This is a genomic window from Herbaspirillum hiltneri N3 (assembly GCF_001267925.1).
In the GTDB taxonomy this organism is placed as follows: domain Bacteria; phylum Pseudomonadota; class Gammaproteobacteria; order Burkholderiales; family Burkholderiaceae_D; genus Herbaspirillum; species Herbaspirillum hiltneri.
This window is the reverse complement of record NZ_CP011409.1, coordinates 4498603-4514952: the sequence shown is the minus strand read 5'-3', so window position 1 is coordinate 4514952 and position 16350 is coordinate 4498603. Positions and strand designations below refer to the sequence as shown.

At 63.8% G+C, this 16350-nt stretch carries 14 protein-coding genes; 5 read left to right on the top strand and 9 right to left on the bottom strand.

Annotated features, from left to right (window positions below):
• Nucleotides 1–7: 7 nt before the first annotated feature.
• Genes F506_RS20410 through pdeM form a run of 4 tightly spaced genes read left to right on the top strand, consistent with a single transcriptional unit; the run spans nt 8 to nt 5945 of the window.
• Nucleotides 8–1048, top strand: coding sequence for a ligase-associated DNA damage response exonuclease (locus tag F506_RS20410; protein WP_053200483.1), 1041 nt, complete (start codon nt 8–10; stop codon nt 1046–1048).
• Nucleotides 1041–2720, top strand: coding sequence for an ATP-dependent DNA ligase (locus F506_RS20405; RefSeq protein ID WP_053200481.1), 1680 nt, complete (start codon nt 1041–1043; stop codon nt 2718–2720). The genes F506_RS20410 and F506_RS20405 overlap by 8 nt, the downstream gene beginning before the upstream one ends.
• Nucleotides 2701–5265 (top strand): ligase-associated DNA damage response DEXH box helicase, encoded by a 2565-nt coding sequence (locus tag F506_RS20400; RefSeq protein ID WP_235471258.1) that lies wholly within the window; start codon nt 2701–2703, stop codon nt 5263–5265. Before F506_RS20405 ends, F506_RS20400 begins: the two co-directional genes overlap by 20 nt.
• Nucleotides 5262–5945, top strand: coding sequence for a ligase-associated DNA damage response endonuclease PdeM (pdeM, locus tag F506_RS20395; RefSeq protein WP_053200479.1), 684 nt, complete (start codon nt 5262–5264; stop codon nt 5943–5945). Before F506_RS20400 ends, pdeM begins: the two co-directional genes overlap by 4 nt.
• A gap of 6 nt (nt 5946–5951) precedes the next feature.
• On the opposite strand, the gene F506_RS20390 is transcribed toward pdeM, so the two are convergent.
• Nucleotides 5952–7319, bottom strand: coding sequence for an iron-containing redox enzyme family protein (locus tag F506_RS20390; RefSeq protein ID WP_053200477.1), 1368 nt, complete (start codon nt 7317–7319; stop codon nt 5952–5954).
• 442 nt (nt 7320–7761) lie between these two features.
• A complete protein-coding gene (locus tag F506_RS20385) occupies nt 7762–8136 on the bottom strand; it encodes a hypothetical protein (RefSeq protein WP_053200475.1) in 375 nt (124 codons plus the stop codon).
• Between the two features lie 325 nt (nt 8137–8461).
• On the opposite strand from F506_RS20385, the gene F506_RS20380 reads away from it, so the two are divergent.
• A complete protein-coding gene (locus F506_RS20380; RefSeq protein WP_053200473.1) occupies nt 8462–8818 on the top strand; it encodes a hypothetical protein in 357 nt (118 codons plus the stop codon).
• Nucleotides 8819–8837: 19 nt separating this feature from the next.
• Here the strand turns inward: F506_RS20380 and F506_RS20375 are convergent, their stop codons facing one another.
• From F506_RS20375 to F506_RS20345, 7 genes are all read right to left on the bottom strand, one after another.
• On the bottom strand, nt 8838–9512 hold the full coding sequence (locus F506_RS20375; RefSeq protein WP_053200471.1) for a GntR family transcriptional regulator: 675 nt from the start codon (nt 9510–9512) through the stop codon (nt 8838–8840).
• A gap of 123 nt (nt 9513–9635) precedes the next feature.
• On the bottom strand, nt 9636–10916 hold the full coding sequence (locus F506_RS20370; RefSeq protein WP_053200469.1) for an amidase: 1281 nt from the start codon (nt 10914–10916) through the stop codon (nt 9636–9638).
• Nucleotides 10917–11072: 156 nt separating this feature from the next.
• A complete protein-coding gene (locus tag F506_RS20365; protein WP_083458121.1) occupies nt 11073–12059 on the bottom strand; it encodes an ABC transporter substrate-binding protein in 987 nt (328 codons plus the stop codon).
• Nucleotides 12041–12802 carry an ABC transporter permease gene (locus F506_RS20360; protein ID WP_083458118.1) on the bottom strand — a complete coding sequence of 254 codons (762 nt, stop codon included), beginning with the start codon at nt 12800–12802 and terminating at the stop codon, nt 12041–12043. Before F506_RS20360 ends, F506_RS20365 begins: the two co-directional genes overlap by 19 nt.
• A gap of 13 nt (nt 12803–12815) precedes the next feature.
• Nucleotides 12816–13607 carry an ABC transporter ATP-binding protein gene (locus F506_RS20355; protein ID WP_053200463.1) on the bottom strand — a complete coding sequence of 264 codons (792 nt, stop codon included), beginning with the start codon at nt 13605–13607 and terminating at the stop codon, nt 12816–12818.
• A gap of 333 nt (nt 13608–13940) precedes the next feature.
• The gene (locus F506_RS20350) at nt 13941–15863 is read right to left on the bottom strand and encodes a hybrid sensor histidine kinase/response regulator (RefSeq protein ID WP_053200461.1); all 1923 of its coding nucleotides are present in this window, start codon (nt 15861–15863) and stop codon (nt 13941–13943) included.
• A 164-nt stretch (nt 15864–16027) separates the two neighbouring features.
• Entirely contained in the window at nt 16028–16348 is a 321-nt protein-coding gene (locus F506_RS20345) for a DMT family transporter (RefSeq protein ID WP_053200459.1), read from the bottom strand.
• Nucleotides 16349–16350: the final 2 nt, after the last annotated feature.

Below are 16350 nucleotides of genomic sequence, written 5' to 3'. Positions count from 1 at the left end.
GAGCGGCATGAGCGACCTGGTCGTGGTGCGCAAGGAAGGCCTGTATTGCGTTCCCGGTGATTTCTATATCGACCCCTGGCGTCCGGTGGACCGCGCCGTGATCACGCACGCCCACGCCGACCATGCCCGTACCGGGCACGGCCACTATCTGGCGACCGCCGACGGCGCCGGCATCCTGCGCGCACGTCTCGGCGAGATCCGTCTGGATGCTTTGCGCTACGGCGAATCGGTTACCCATAACGGCGTCGCATTGTCGCTGCATCCGGCCGGCCACGTGCTCGGTTCGGCGCAATTGCGCATGGAATACCGCGGTGAGGTCTGGGTCGCCTCCGGCGATTACAAGCTGGAACAGGACGGCACCTGCGCGCCGTTCGAGAGCGTGCGCTGCGATACCTTCATTACCGAATCGACCTTCGGCATGCCGATTTACCGCTGGCAGCCGCAGGCCGAGATATTCGGCGACATCAACGCCTGGTGGCGTCGCAATGCCGGGGAGGGTCGCACCAGCGTGCTGTTCTGCTACGCCTTCGGCAAGGCCCAGCGCATCTTGCACGGACTTGATCCGACTATCGGCAGCATCGTTTGCCACGGCGCCGTGACGCCGCTCAACGCGCTCTACCGCGAAGCCGGCGTAGCTTTGCCGCCAACCCTGGCGGTCAGCGACGTCGAGGACAAATCGGTGTTGCGGCAAGCGCTGGTGCTGGCGCCGCCATCGGCTGCCGGGTCACCGTGGATGCGCCGTTTCGGCGACTACAGCGACGCCTTCGCCAGCGGCTGGATGCGCCTGCGCGGATCGCGCCGGCGACGCGGCGTCGATCGCGGGTTCATCCTGTCCGATCACGCCGACTGGCCCGGCCTGCTCAGCGCCATCGCTGCCACCAGCGCATCGCGCATCATCGTCACGCATGGACAAATTCCGATCATGGTGCGCTGGCTGCGACAGAACGGCCTCGATGCCGGCTCCTTCGATACCGAATACGGCGGCGAAGAAGAGGTGGAGACCGATAAAGAGCATGAGGAAGAGAAAGGGGCAGGCGGCCATGCGTGACTTCGCCCACCTGTATGCGGAACTCGATGCCACCACCGCGACCAGCCGCAAGCTCGAGGCGCTGCAGGCTTACTTTCGCCATGCCGACGCCGCCGATGCGGCATGGGCGGTGTATTTCCTGGCCGGCGGCAAGCCGCGCCAGGCGGTGCCGACAAAGTTGCTGCGCCACTGCGCGATGCAATATGCGCAGCTCGACGAATGGCTGTTCGATGAGTGTTACCAGGCCGTCGGCGACCTGGCCGAAACCATCGCCCACGTCCTGCCGCCCGCCACGCGCGACGACGATCTCGGACTGAGCCTGTGGATGGAGCAGCGCGTGGCACCCTTGCGCGGCGCCGATGCCGAAACCGTCCGCGCGGCGCTGTTCTCGTATTGGGACGTGCTCGACTGGCAGGGCCGTTTCCTGCTCAGCAAGCTGATCGGCGGCGGCTTCCGGGTCGGCGTCTCGAAACTGCTGGTCACGCGCGCGCTGGCCGTGGTTGCCGGCGTCGACGCCAAGACCGTCGCGCAGCGCCTGGTCGGCTGGACCGACCGCGGCACGCGGCCCACCGCAGCCGGCTTCGCCGAGTTGATTGCACCGCCGTCCGAAGCCGATCGCCAGCGTCGCGGCGGCCAGCCTTATCCCTTCTTCCTGGCGCATCCCTTGCTGGCCGATCCCGCCACGCTGGGCGATCCCGGCGAATGGCAGATCGAATGGAAATATGACGGCATCCGCGCACAGCTGGTGCATCGTGAAGGACGCAGCTGGCTGTGGTCGCGCGGCGAGGAACTGATCACCGACCGCTTTCCGGAACTGGCGCAGTTGCCGCTGCCCGAGGGCGTGGTCATCGACGGGGAGATCGTGATCCGGCGCGGAGGCGGCAGCGATGGCAATGAAGGTGTCATTGCGCCCTTCGCCGACCTGCAAAAGCGCATCGGCCGCAAGACGCTGTCGGCCAGATTGTTGGCCGATCTGCCGGCGGCGCTAATCGCCTACGATCTGCTCGAACTGGACGGGCAGGACCTGCGCGGCAGGCCGCAGCAGGAGCGACGTGCACTGCTGGAAAAACTCGCTGCAGACGTCCCCGGCCTGACCCTCGCCCCCGTGATCGGCCCCGCCGAAGCCGCCGACTGGAGCGCGCTGGCGACCCTGCGCGAAAGCGCTCGCGCACGCGGCGTCGAGGGCATGATGCTGAAGGCGAAATCGTCGCACTACGGCATCGGCCGCACCAAGAACGTCGGCACCTGGTGGAAGTGGAAGATCGATCCCTACTCGGTCGACGCCGTCCTGATCTATGCGCAAAGCGGCCACGGCCGGCGCGCTTCGCTGTACACCGACTACACCTTTGCCGTGTGGGATGCCGAAGATGCGGCCGGAGAGCGCCGGCTGGTGCCCTTCGCGAAGGCCTATTCCGGATTGACCGATGCCGAGATCGCACGCGTCGACCGCATCATCCGCAGCAGCACCGTGGAAAAGTTCGGACCGGTGCGCAGCGTCAAGCCGAGCATGGTGTTCGAAATCGGCTTTGAAGGCATCGCCGCCTCGCCGCGCCACAAGGCCGGCATCGCGGTGCGCTTCCCGCGCATCCTGCGTATCCGCGACGACAAACCGATCGCGGAGGCGGACAGCCTGTCGACCTTGCAAGCCTTGCTCAGCGAAGCGGAAGGACATCATGCTGCGCGCACGGCCTGACGACACCGGCGACGAGGTTCCACCCGTTGCGGCAAGATCGCGCAGCACGCCGGTGGAGCGCTGGTTCGCCGCGCAAGGCTGGAAAATCTTCGCCTTCCAGCGCGACACCTGGCAAGCCGCCCTGCGCGGCGAGTCGGGCCTGCTGCATGCCAGCACGGGCTCCGGCAAAACCTATGCGGTCTGGTTCGCCGCCCTGCAGCATGCCGTACCGGCGTTGGCCAAAGCCGGTCCCTTGCCCTTGACGGATATGCCTGCCGCCGGCGCCAGGCGTACCAGGGCAATCAATCAGACCGGCCTGCGCATCCTGTGGATCACGCCGATGCGCGCGCTTGCGTCCGACACCGCGCGCGCATTGGAAGCGCCGCTGAACGCCTTGTTGCCCGCCTGGACCATCGGCAGCCGTACCGGCGATACCTCCGGCAGCGAACGCGCGCGCCAGCTGCGCAGCTTGCCGAGCGCATTGATCACCACCCCCGAAAGCCTGTCGCTGCTGCTGAGCCAGGATGACGCCGCCGCGCGGTTCGGCAAGCTTGACGCCGTCATCGTCGACGAATGGCATGAGCTCATGGGCAGCAAGCGCGGCGTGCAGACGCAACTGGCGCTGGCGCGTCTGCGCCGCTGGCGGCCGCAGCTGATGGTGTGGGGCTTGTCAGCCACACTGGGCAACCTGCAGCAGTCGAAGGACGCCCTGCTCGGAGAAGGGCGCGGCGTGCTGGTGCAAGGCAAGACGCGCAAGAAGATCGTGGTCGATACGCTGATTCCGGCGCATCCCTCGCGTTTCGCCTGGGCCGGCCATCTCGGCCTGCAGATGCTGCCGGCGGTCGCGGCGGAGATCGACGGCCACGCCAGCACGCTGGTCTTCACCAACACGCGCTCGCAGGCCGAGTTGTGGTACCAGAATCTGCTGGCGGCGCGGCCCGACTGGGCCGGGCTGATCGCGCTGCATCACGGCTCGCTGGACCGCGAGGTGCGCGACTGGGTCGAGCTGGCGATCAAGAACGGCCAGCTCAAAGCGGTGGTCTGCACTTCCAGCCTCGACCTCGGCGTCGACTTCGCGCCGGTCGAGCGCGTGCTGCAGATTGGCAGTGCACGCGGCGTCGCGCGCCTGCTGCAACGCGCCGGCCGCAGTGGTCACTCGCCCGGACGCGTGTCGCGCGTAACGCTGGTGCCGACCAACACGCTGGAATTGCTGGAAGCCGCCGGCGCGCGTCACGCCGTCGCCGCCGGCCAGGTCGAGCAACGTCCGGTGCCGGATACGCCGCTCGATGTGCTGGTCCAGCATCTGGTGACGATTGCGCTGGGCGGCGGCTTTCGTTCGCAGGAATTGTTCGACGAAGTGCGGACCGCCTATTCCTACCGCGCGCTGCGTCCCGACCAGTGGCAATGGGCGCTGGATTTCGTCGCGCGCGGCGGCCAGAGCCTGACCGCCTATCCGGAATATCAGCGGGTGGCGCCCGATGCCGACGGCGTCTATCGCGTGCCGGATGCGGCTATTGCACGCCGCCATCGCATGAGCATCGGCACCATCGTGTCCGACGCCAGCATGCAAGTGCAATACTTGCGGGGCGCGCGTATCGGCACCATCGAAGAAGGCTTCATCGCGCGTCTGCGTGCGGGTGACCGTTTCCTGTTCGGCGGTCGCATGCTGGAGTTCGTGCGGGTGCATGAAATGACCGCCTATGTGCGTCGCGCCACCAGCGGTTCCGGCGCCGTCCCGCGTTGGCAGGGCGGGCGCCTGCCGCTGTCGTCGACGCTGGCCCATGCCGTGCTCGATTGCCTGGAAGAAGCCGCGCACGACGCGTACCGCGGTCCCGAAATGCAGGCGATGCAGCCTTTGCTGGCCTTGCAGCAGCAATGGTCGGCGCTGCCCACTGCGCGCAAACTGGTGGTCGAACATCTGCACAGCCGGGAAGGCCATCATCTGTTTTTCTATCCGTTCGCCGGGAGACTGGTGCATGTCGGGTTGGCGGCATTGATTTCCTATCGGCTGGCGCAGCGGCGGGCTGCAACGTTTTCTATCGCGGTCAACGACTACGGTTTCGAATTGCTGAGCGCGACGCCGATCGACGTCACCGATCTCTTTCCGGCGGCGGACATGGACGGCGCCTTGTTCTCTTCGGCGCATTTGCTGGAAGACGTCATCGCCAGTCTCAACGCCACCGAACTGACCCAACGCCGCTTCCGTGAAATCGCGCGTATTTCCGGGCTGGTGTTCCAAGGGTTTCCCGGACAGCCGAAGAGCACGCGCCAGCTGCAGGCGTCGGCCAGCCTGTTCTTTGAGGTGTTCCGCAAACACGACGCCGGCAACCTGCTGCTGACGCAGGCGCAGACCGAAGTGCTGGAGCAGGAACTGGAATTGCAGCGCCTGCGCGAGACGCTGGAGGAACTGCGCGGCCGCAGCCTGCAGGTATGCAACATCGCGCGCGCGACGCCGTTCGGCTTTCCGCTGATGGTGGAGCGCTTCCGTGAAAAGCTGTCGACTGAAAAACTCAGCGATCGCGTGGCGCGTATGCTGCAGGAACTGGAAAAGGCGGCGGCGCGATGACGGCTGCTCATTCAGCCGAAGGCGGTGCGCTGGACGTCACTGTGTTCGGCGAGCAACTGAGCTTGCTATCGCAACGCGCCTTGCTGTGGCGCGCGCGCAAGATGCTGATCGTGGCCGACATCCATTTTGGCAAGGCGGCGGCGTTCCGCGCCGGCGGCATCCCGGTGCCGCACGGCACCACGCGCGCCAACCTGGACGCGCTGGATGCCCTGGTCGCGGCACATGAGGTCGCGCACATCGTATTCCTCGGCGATTTCCTGCACGCCAGGACCGCACGCGCACCGGCCACCATGCTGGCCTTGCAGCGCTGGCGCGAGCGTCATCCTGATTTGCAGCTGACACTGGTGCGCGGCAATCATGATCGCCATGCCGGCGACCCGCCGCCGCAGCTGGACGTGGACGTCGTCGATGAGCCGTGGCGGGTCGGGCCGCTGGCCTTGTGCCATCACCCGCAGGAAGCGGTGGATGCCTACGTGCTGGCGGGACATATCCATCCCGTCGTGCGGCTGGCGGTGGGGCGTGATTCGCTGCGGCTGCCGTGTTTCGTCTTTGGCGCGAAGCAGGCAACGCTGCCGGCCTTCGGTGCGTTCACCGGCGGGTATGACGTCCGCGGGGAGCAGGGCGAACAATTATTCGTCTGCACCGACGACCGCGTGTTTGCCTATCCGCGCTCACCCTGAGGACGATCAGCCGCGCAGCACGGCGCTGAACTTGCGCGTCGCTTGCAGTCCTTGCACCGAATGATGCGAGCCGGGCGACAGGGCATCGATCAGCGTTGCGGGATTGGTGCTTGCTGCAGTGGCGGTGTCGGCGCCCACCAGATGCATGCCGGCGCGGCCGCGGGTGACGGGTTCGCGTGCCGCCCGCACCCGGGCAGCGGCGCGGAACGTCATGCCGCGCCCATGGCCGTCGGCGCGTGTGATCCAGTCGTACAAGAGCTGCTGTTCGCGCGGGCTGAAGACGCCGAACATCTCCGCACCGGCGCCGCTGATCAGTCGCCAGAAGCGGCTCTCCTGCGGATCGCTGCCGCGCTTGATCCATCCCGCACGCTCCAGCTCGTGTAGGAAACGGCCTGCGTCTTCCGGGTTGTCCAGCCATTCGTTGACGGTCTTGCCGGCGAAGCGGCAGTAATCCGAATGCATATTGCGGCCGACCGCGGCCTTCTCTTGCAAGACCGCGATCAGCGCACGTTCGGGATCGAAGCCGGCGATCACCGAGGCGGTGTCCATGCCGAGATCGTTGAGACGATAGCCGTCGCGCACGCGGCGATAGAAGCCGGCCGGATCGTCCTGCTGCGCAGCGATGTCGGCCACCGCGTGCGCCGCCTTGCGGGCGTGGCCGGTGGCGGCGTTGTCGATGGTCACGTGCAGCGTGAAGTAGTACGGATCGATACCGAGCTCATTGAGTTCATAAGCGCTGATCAGCAAATGCAGCGGCAGTTGCTCATAGCCCAGGTTATAGCCGATCACTTCCGGCAGGAAGCGCTCGGTCTGATAACCGAGCGCCAGCTGAATCGCGCCTTGCACGAAATGCTCGTCGGAAAGATCCTGCCAGTCGTCGCAGTCGTGCGCGGCCAGCAGCTTCTGGTAGAGCGTGACGTGATTCATGGCGGGGTCGCCGTCGCCGAGTTCTTCCAGATAGGTCAGGATCAGCGGGCGGAACGCCGGACGTTCCCAGTACGCCAGCGTGCCATACAGCCACGAGCCGTCGACCAGCTTGGTCGGCGCCACCGCTCGGATGAAATTGAGCGCATGCGAACGCGTCGCGAAGTAACGGCGCGGCGCGCCATCCTTGCGCTCCGCGAGGTAGGCGGCGTAGCGCTCGCCGACGTCCGCAACGCGTGTGGTCACCCACGCCTGCAGGTCATCGGGGCAGGCCGGCATGTCGCACGGCAAATCCTGCGCGCGCATCAGCTGCGCCTGCAGATAGCGGGCGCCGTCTTCGCGCGCCATGCGGGAAGGCTTCGGCACCGACAAGGCGCGGTAGAGGGCCGCGCTGGAGACGGGTGTCGCCTCGTTGGGCGGGGCGATAAAAGATGTTGCGATGGAAACCATGATGCCTCAACACGAAAAGGGGACAGCCTTTATCTTCAGGCAGCACGCGTTCCGAGGTAATAGGCCGATCACGCAGTTTGAAGTCGGACGAGACCTGATAGCGACGTCATCCGGGCCGGCGCATTGCATGCGGGTCTTACTGCAACAACAGCAATGCGCCGACTGACGCCGGCTGCTGCACGGTCTATTCTGAAAACATGCACCGTTCAGCAGTGCAGCAACCCAGGAGACCGTACCCAGGAGACCGCCATGGATAGCCGACATCACCCGAAAACGCCCGTCGTCATCGCCGCCGGCCTGGTCGCCATGATCGGCATCGGCGCCGTGTGCCTGCTGCGCCTGTTCTGGTTCGGCGTGTAGATCTCTTCGTACTTGCCGCCGGCCATAAAAAAGCCGCCCGCAGGCGGCCGAAAACCCCAAAGACTATTCCTGCCTCAGTACATCAGCTTTGCCTGGAGCCGGAGCCGCCTTGATTGCTCTGATTGCCTTGTTGCTTGTTCTGATCGTTGGCCCCGGATTGCTGCCCTTGACGCGAGCCTTGCTGATCCTGTTGCTTGTTCTGCGACTGGTTGGCTTGCTGGTGCGAACGTCCGCCGCCCTGCGTGATGCTGGAGTTATCGGCGTCGGCGCCGCCTTGCTGACGACCCGAGCTGGCGTTGTTCTGGTCTTGCTGATTGCGCGAACCCTTGTCGTTGCCGGCTTGTTGCTGGCCTGCATTCTGGCCCTGGCCGGATTGCTGGCCGCGTTGCTGGTTTTGCTGATCCTGCTGCGCTTGGCCGGGTTGTTGTTGCTTGCCGTCGTTTTGTTGATTGGACATGTCATTCTCCTCGTGATCCGGTCGGTGGAAGACGCCGGCGGAATTGACCGAAGATCCGTTGGCGAGGAATCATCTTGCCTGCAAGCCGGCGCCGTTCCTATCGGCGCAAGGCGCATCCGGTTGTGGGCCGACATGACCGCCGCTGTCAGTGGATTGCTCACACGAAACGCTGTTGCCGATGCGTTGCTTTCCCGCCGGAAACCGGGAATTCACCTATAGAGAGGGCATGTCTCAATCGCTAGGATGAGATCTTCGGCGCCCTGAACATGATTTCCGCACGCCTGCATGAACACTCCCGCGCCGCCGTCTGCTTGGAGAAACGCACTTGATTCATGAAGTCACAGATTATTTCCCATGGCTGGGAGCCTGCCTCACGGTATTCGTGCTGATCGTGGCGGCCGCCATCTTCGTGCTGCGCCTGTATCTGGTGGAAAGCCGGGTCGACCGGCAATGGCGCGATTGCGAGGATTTCCCGTTGCTGTGCAGGAGCGCCTGCGACGACACCATCACGCCCGACGAAGCATGGTGGTGCGCCGAACCGGGAGAAACCGATTCCGGCGCCGACCGCCTGAAACGCCGCCGCTACGCCTTGCACAAGGCCGTCAAGATCCTCACCATTGTGGCGCTTGCCGCTTGCACCCTGCTGATTGCCGGCGTTTTGTTCGCGGCTTTTATTGAATGAGCCGCCTGGTTTCGCGCAGTCATGCAGCGGATGTGGTGAGACGGCGCAGTTCCTGCTCGTTGACGGAATCCTGGATTGCCGCCAGCGTCTGTTCCAGATGCTGCCTGACAATCTTCTCGACGCGCTTGCCGTTTTTCTTTTCGTAGCCTTCGAGGATCATGGCATGCTCGTCGTTGTCGGCCTGCAGGATTTGCGGATGGATGAAAATCGAAAGCGACACGTACGGCTCCGCTACCACCAGCAGATTTTTGACGATGTCGTAAAGCCTGGTGTCTTCTTCGCTCATCATCAGTTTCAGATGGAATTCGCGATTCAGCGCCGACCACCGGTGCGGATCGGTGGAGGTGCACATGTCGGCGTGGATCTCGTGCGCGGCACGCAGTGATTCGGGCGAGATGGAGTCGACCGCCTTCTTCGCCAACAGCGGCTCGAGCGCGATGCGTAATTCATAGATCTCGGCGACGTCCTTGACGGTGAGTCCCTTCACGACGACGCCCTTGTTGGCGTCGATCAAGACCAGGCCTTCCGAGCGCAGGCCACGGAAAGCTTCCCTCACGGGTGTCGTGCTGACCTCGAAACGTCTGGCCACCTCGTCTTGCCGCAGTTTGTCTCCGGGCTGATATTTTCCGGACAATATGTCGGTCCTCAGCAGGCTGAGCACGTATTGTTCGATTGTTTTAAAGGCTTTCGGCATCCGTGAATTATATAGAACTCATTTCATGAACAGGCATGCGCGCGAGTCTCGTCCGGGATGCCGTGCAAGATGCGAATCGGGGCGGGCCGGCTGTCCCGGCCCCGCCCCGTGGCTGTTCCGGCGTCAGGCGAGAGGAACCGCCACGGCGGGTCCTTTCAATGACGGCAGAATGGTGCTTAGCCATTGACCGGTTCGCAGCAGCGCCAGGTCGTCGTCGGCGCGGCCTATCAATTGGACGCCGAACGGCAGGAAATCCATCGATACGCCGGAAGGCGTCGTCACCGCCGGCAAGCCGAGCAGGGTTGCCGGTGCGCAAAACGATGCGTCGCCGGTTTTCTCGAGTCCCTTGAGCGCGGTGGTCGGCGAGGTAATCGCCATGATGGCGTCCAGTCCGTCCAGCAAGCCGTCGCGGCCTGCGCGCAACTGCTGTACACGTGCGATCAGCGCAGCATAGTCGGCGTCGCTGATGCCGGCGCCGCGCGCGACCAGTTCGCGCGTGTAAGGTCCGGCCAGTTCGCCGGCATCCTTGATGTCGTCATGGATGGCCTTGCGCGCCTCGTAAGCCAGCACACCATTGGTCAGCGCCAGCATGTCACGGATATCGGTCCCAAGGCCGACTTCCACGCATTCCACGCCGTGTGCTTCAAGGCGGCGCACTACGGCGTCGAAGTTCTGTTGCACTTCGGCTTCTACCTGAGCCCAGTTCGAGGAGCGGTAGACGCCTATCCTGCGCGGTTTGACGCCGGCGGCAAAGTCCGTGGATACTGCCGCGCCGAACGCGCGTCCGCGCACCACGATCTCGTGGCAGATCGCGGCCCAGCGGAAGTCGGAGGTGATGAAGCCAAGATGATCCAGCGTCGGCGCCAGCGCATGCACGCCGGTGGTGGGGATCAGGCCGTAGGTCGGTTTGTAGCCGACCGCGCCGCAGTAGGAAGCGGGACGAATGATGGAGCCGACGGTTTGCGTGCCGAGCGCGATGTCGACGATGCCGGCGCCGACCGCGGCGGCCGAGCCGCTCGATGAGCCGCCCGGGCTGTGCGCGGCGTTCCATGGATTGACGGTGGCGCCGGGGTCGCGCCAGGCGAATTCGGTGGTGACGGTCTTGCCGAAGATCACTGCACCGGCTTCGCGCAGGCGGTTGACGATCCAGGCATCTTTGTCAGGCCGGTTGCCGAGGAAGATCTTCGATCCGTAAGTGGTCGGCATGTCAGCCGTGTCGATCAGGTCTTTGATCGCCACCGGTACGCCGGCCAGCGCGCTGCCGGGGTTGCTGTCATTGCTGTCATTGCGGACGGCCGGATAGTCCGGCGGGCGATGATTGAATGCCCGCAGTTTGCCGTCGATCGCGTCTGCGGCGGCGATGGCCCGTTGCAGGCTGCTGCCGTGGATATTGTCTTTGGTCATGATTGCTCTTCAAAAATGAACGGTCGTCGCCACTGTACTCCAGGATGGCGGCAGGGCGGCCGTGGTCAGTTGCTTGCACAATTTCGATCGGGGCAAGACCGGCAACGCATGTTGATCTGGTCTTGCGGACGGTAAAAAAATCCCGCTGCCGACTGCTTACTTTGCACCGGCCTTTTCGGCGAAGCTGTTGTCGACCGCGCTGTCGTAGGTTACTTCACCCTTCTTGATGTTGCCGATCGAAACCTGCAAGTCGAGCCCGGCCTGGAAGGCTGCCTTGGAAATCGACGGTGTGGCCGGATAGATCTTCTGGTCCAGCATGCGTTTCACTGCTGCTTCCACCACGCTCTTTTCCAGCGTCGGGAATTCCGCCACCGCGACGCGGTAAGCGACTTGCGGCGAGGTCTGCATCAGCTTCTCGGCGTCGGCGATGGCGCTGACGAAGCCTTGCACCATTTGCGGCCGTTTCTGTATCGTCGACTTGAGCGTGTCGATGGTCGAGAACGCATACACGCCGTCATATTGCTTGGCGAAGTCATGCACGATCTTGTAGCCGTTGGCCAGGGCCTGCTCCACTTGCGGCTGATACAGCGTCGCTGCAGCGGCGCGGCCGGCGGTGACGGGGGAGATTTCCGTGCCGATCGACACCGTGTTGAGCTTGACGCCGGACAGGCCCTTTTCCTTCAGCAGGTTTTGCAGCAGGTAAGTGCTGGTCGACGGCGGCAGTGCGGCCGAGATGGTCTGGTCCTTGAGGTCCGCGACTGACTTGATCGGCGAGTTCGGCGGCGCCACCATCCATACCGGCACGCCTGCAACCACCATTGCCACGTTGACCAGTGAGGCGCCCTTGAGATTGGCCAGTACCGCCGTCATCGGATCCTGCAGCGAGAAATCGGCATGGCCGCCGATGACCGCTGCCACACCCTGGGCGCCGCCGCCGGCGGTCACCTTCTGCACCTCGAGGCCGTATTTGGTGAACAGACCTTCATTCATCGCCACATACAGCGGCAGGTACTGAATCGACTGAAAGGCCTGATAGATCACGGCCTTCTCCGCGCCAAAGGCGGTGGGTGCTGCAGCGCAGGAGGCGGCGATCAGCGTGGAACCGAGCAGCGTGCGGAAGTACTTCATTGTGCGACTTTCCATGAAACGACCCTTTCTTCGATTAATTGGACAACCCAGGTAAGAACTGCCGCCATCAGAGTCAGGATGATGACTCCGAGCCAGACACTGTTGAGATCGAACAGCGAGCCGGCGACGAACACCGCGTGGCCCAGGCCGCTTTCGGATGCGATGAATTCGCCGACTACCGCGCCGATCAGCGCGAAGCCGATGTTGATGCGGAAGATCGAGAAGATCCACGGGACCGATGCCGGTACGATCAGCTTTTTGAAAACCATGGCCCGCGGGGCCTTGAATGATTTGAAGAGGTTGAGCAAATCCTTGTCGACTTCCTGCGCCGCAGCGCAAGCCGAAATCATCGCCACTGCAAACGTCGAGATGCCCGCCAGCCAGATCTTCGAGGTCATGCCGGAACCGAACCAGATGATGATCAGCGGACCGAGTGCGATCTTGGGAATGCTGTTGAGCAAGATGGAAAATTGCTCGACGATGTCCGAGGTGCGCGGATAAAACCACAGCATCAGTCCCAGCCCGATGCCCAGACCGCTTCCGAGCACCAGGCCGAGCAGCGTCTCAGCCAGCGTCACCCAGGTGTCGTAGAGCAGTTGCCCCCTGGTGAACCCGATCAGGGCGGAACGATAGATGCCGAGCGGCGAGCCGAGCAGTTGACCGTTGATGACGTTGGTTTGCGCGGCCATTTGCCACAGGATGATCAGGGTCACCAGGATGGTGGCGACGATCATGGTTGCGCCGTTGTTCTTTTTCATGGGTTCCTTTCGATCAGACGCCGGCATGCGCGACGTCGCTGGCGCGCAGGGCGTTCCAGATTTCCTTGTGATACACCGGGAATTCCCGCGCTCCGCGTGCTGTGACGGCGTCACGGTCGCCTTCCACCGACAGCACGATGTGTTCTTCGCGCGTGATCTTGGCGGGCCGCCCGCCGAGCACCACGATGCGGTTGCTCATGGCGATGGCTTCGTCGATGTCGTGGGTGACCAGAATGATGCTGGTGCGATCGGTGCGCGTCAGGCTGATGACGTCGTTCTCCAGCATCAGGCGGGTTTCGTAGTCGAGCGCGGAGAAAGGTTCGTCCAGCAGCACCACGGTAGGATCCGACAGCAGCGTGCGTGTCAGCGCCACGCGCTGCTTCATGCCGCCCGAGAGCGAATGCGGATAGGCGTTGGCGACGGATTCGAGGCCGTAACGGGCCAGCATCGCCAGTGCGCGCGTGCGGTCGGCGTCGGTGACGGGGCGTTGCAGTTCGATGCCCAGCACGGCGTTCTCGAGGATGGTGCGCCAGGGCAGCAGCAGATCTTTCTGCAGCATGTAGGCGATGCTGCCAGGCCGGCCGTCGGGGCGCGCACCTAGGGAAATCTTGCCGGCGCTCGGCGTGAGCAGACCGGAAATCAGGTTGAACAAAGTGCTTTTGCCGGCGCCGCTGCGGCCGACAATGGCCACGATTTCGGCCTGCCCGACGTGGAAATTCAGGTTCCGGAAGATCCTGATTTCTTCGCCGTTGGCTTTGATGAAGGCATGGCTGAGGTTGTTGACTTCAAGCAGGTTCTCCAACATGTGCTCCATAAAAGATGAGGACGCCGCCGTCCACGGATCGGTTGAGAATGTTGCCTATTGATAATTATGCATAATGCATAATCTATTTCCTAAGCAGAAGGCGTGCCAATGGTATGGGCCGGGCGCCGGTCGGAAGCCGCGCAAGGTATGCGAACGGCAGCCGACGGCTTATTGCGGCGTACGCCGGTAGGGAAGGGGACGGGGGAAAGGAGGGGCAGTGTAGCCGGGCCGATGCATTGCCGGGCTGCGGATGGCGCACGGAATGCGTGCGCATGTTGCACCGCTCCCAAAGTTGGCGCGCGCATGCACTGCACGCCAACCAGGGACGTCACATCAATTCTTGCTGCGCAGGATCCTGGCCAGGTCGGCCAATTGATAGGGCTTGTTGAGGAACGCGAATTCCTTGCTCAGCTGCTGGTTGGACGTCAGCGCCGGGAACGGATGGCCTGACGCAAGGATGATCTTGGTCGTGGGATGGCGCTGCCGCGTAATCTGCGCCAGCTCGATGCCGCTGATGCTGTTGGGCATGATCACATCAGTAAACAGGATGTCGATCTGCGGCGCGCGCTCCAGCACTTCCAATGCTTCGGCGCCGTTGGTGGCGGTGTAGGCTTCATAGCCCATGGTGCGGAACAATTCGGCGGTGATGTCGAGCAGGTCGAGCTGGTCGTCGACGATCAGTACGGTTTCCGTGCGTTGCTTGTCGGCGTTCTGCGCATTTTCGGCGTCGGCATCGGTGTCGACGGGGATGTAAATCGTAAAACAGGTGCCGACGCCGACTTCGCTCGAGAGCGTGACCTCGCCGCCCGATTGCGTGATGAAGCCGTACACCTGGCTCAATCCCAGGCCGGTGCCCTGGCCGGCTTCCTTAGTGGTAAAGAACGGCTCGAACACGCGCGCCTGTACTTCCGGGGTCATGCCGCTGCCGTTGTCGGTCACGCTGATCTTGGCGTAGACGCCGCTCGGCAGCGTGCCCACCGCCTTGTCCCGCAGCGTCAGCTTGTCGGTGGCGATGGTGACCTTGCCGCCGCCCGGCATCGCCTGCGTCGCGTTGACCACCAGGTTCAGCAGGGAAGTCTCGAAGCGTGTGGCGTCCAGTCTCACCATGACCGGCGTGGGGTGCTTGCGGATGTCGAACTGGATCGACGAGTTGCCCGCGCGCCGCAGCACCGATTCGAAATCGGCAATCAGTGTATTGACCTCATGCGTTTCCGGTTGCAGCGGTTGTTGCCGCGCGAACGACAATAGCTGCTGGGTCAGGATCGCGCCGCGCGACAATGCCCGGCGGATGCTTTCCATCGAGCGCGAATTTTCCAGTTCGGGAAACTGCACGGTCAGCAATTGCAGACCGCTCGAGGCCACCGCCAGAAGATTGTTGAAGTCGTGCGCCACGCCGCCCGTGAGCTGACCCAGTGCTTCCATCTTCTGCGACTGGAATAGCGCCGCGTTGGCGCGCGCCAGGGCCAGCGCGGTCTCGCGCCGTTCCGTGACGTCGCGCGTGACCTTGGCGAAGCCGATCAGATCGCCCAGCTCGCTGCGGATCGCGTCGACGATCACGTGCGCCCAGAAGGTGGAGCCGTCCTTGCGTACGCGCAGTCCTTCCTGTTCATAGCGACCCTGTTCGGCGGCTGTCATCAGGGCGCGCTCGGGAAGGCCGTCGTTGCGGTCCGTCTCGGTGTAGAAGTTGGAGAAATGCGTGCCGATCACTTCTTCCGCCGTATAACCCTTGATGCGCTGCGCGCCGGCGTTCCAGTTGGTGACCTTGCCTTCCGGCGACAGCATGTAGATTGCATAGTCGGTCACGCCTTGCACCAGCATCCTGAATTGCTGCTCGCTGGCCTGCAGCGTCTGCGCCGCGAGCTTATGCTCGGTGATGTCGCGCGTGATCTTGGCGAAGCCGAGCAGTTCGCCGTCGTCGGCGATGATCGGATCGATGATGGAACTGGCCCAGTACGTGGTGCCGTCCTTGCGCAGGCGCCAGCCTTCGTCCTCGAACTTGCCGTCGCGCAGCGCTACGTCGAGCGCGCGCTGGGGCAGGCCGGCTTCGCGCTCCGGCAGGGGGTAGAACACGGAGAAATGCGAACCAAGGATGTCTTCGCTGGAATAGCCGGTGAACTGCTGCGCGCCCTTGTTCCAACTGGTGACCTTGCCCTGCGGGTCGAGCATGTAGATGGCATAGTCGCGGATGGCGGAAATGATCAGCTGGAAGCGCTGTGCATCGGTGAGCGCCAGGTGGGCGGGTTGACTGCTGTGCATCGGTGTTCCTTATCGAGGGCCTCCGCGCATGACCGGACGCAACAGCGCTGCATGCTCACCAGCATGGGCCAGCAGAGGGTATGGTGCAGTATGCCGGGAGCGGCACAGTCTTTCAACCTCGACGCTGTGTAGGACTCCCGGCAACGGCGGCGCCCGGGAGAAGGTCAGCTTGTAGCCACCAGCTTGAGCCCGATCACACCTGCCAGGATCAGCGCAATGCACAGCAGGCGTAGCGGCGCTATCGAGTCGCCCAGCAGGACCATGCCCAACAGCGCCGTGCCGGCCGCACCGATGCCGGTCCATACCGCATATCCGGTGCCTACCGGCAGCGTGCGCAAGGACAGCGACAGCAGGATCACGCTGGACAGGCCGGTTGCGACCGTCAGCAGCGAAGGAATCAGGCGCGTGAAGCCGGCCGAGGCCTTCATGCCAAAGGCGAAGCCGATTTCAAGTACGCCTGCAATGCTCAAGAGTAGCCATGCCATGG

Bases quoted from the DNA above. Each gene is read 5' to 3' on its own strand.
- F506_RS20410 (WP_053200483.1), top strand. From the start codon at position 8: ATGAGCGACCTGGTCGTGGTGCGCAAGGAAGGCCTGTATTGCGTTCCC.
- F506_RS20405 (WP_053200481.1), top strand. From the start codon at position 1,041: ATGCGTGACTTCGCCCACCTGTATGCGGAACTCGATGCCACCACCGCG.
- F506_RS20400 (WP_235471258.1), top strand. From the start codon at position 2,701: ATGCTGCGCGCACGGCCTGACGACACCGGCGACGAGGTTCCACCCGTT.
- pdeM (WP_053200479.1), top strand. From the start codon at position 5,262: ATGACGGCTGCTCATTCAGCCGAAGGCGGTGCGCTGGACGTCACTGTG.
- F506_RS20390 (WP_053200477.1), bottom strand. From the start codon at position 7,319: ATGGTTTCCATCGCAACATCTTTTATCGCCCCGCCCAACGAGGCGACA.
- F506_RS20385 (WP_053200475.1), bottom strand. From the start codon at position 8,136: ATGTCCAATCAACAAAACGACGGCAAGCAACAACAACCCGGCCAAGCG.
- F506_RS20375 (WP_053200471.1), bottom strand. From the start codon at position 9,512: ATGCCGAAAGCCTTTAAAACAATCGAACAATACGTGCTCAGCCTGCTG.
- F506_RS20370 (WP_053200469.1), bottom strand. From the start codon at position 10,916: ATGACCAAAGACAATATCCACGGCAGCAGCCTGCAACGGGCCATCGCC.
- F506_RS20365 (WP_083458121.1), bottom strand. From the start codon at position 12,059: ATGGAAAGTCGCACAATGAAGTACTTCCGCACGCTGCTCGGTTCCACG.
- F506_RS20360 (WP_083458118.1), bottom strand. From the start codon at position 12,802: ATGAAAAAGAACAACGGCGCAACCATGATCGTCGCCACCATCCTGGTG.
- F506_RS20355 (WP_053200463.1), bottom strand. From the start codon at position 13,607: ATGTTGGAGAACCTGCTTGAAGTCAACAACCTCAGCCATGCCTTCATC.
- F506_RS20350 (WP_053200461.1), bottom strand. From the start codon at position 15,863: ATGCACAGCAGTCAACCCGCCCACCTGGCGCTCACCGATGCACAGCGC.
- F506_RS20345 (WP_053200459.1), bottom strand. From the start codon at position 16,348: ATGGCATGGCTACTCTTGAGCATTGCAGGCGTACTTGAAATCGGCTTC.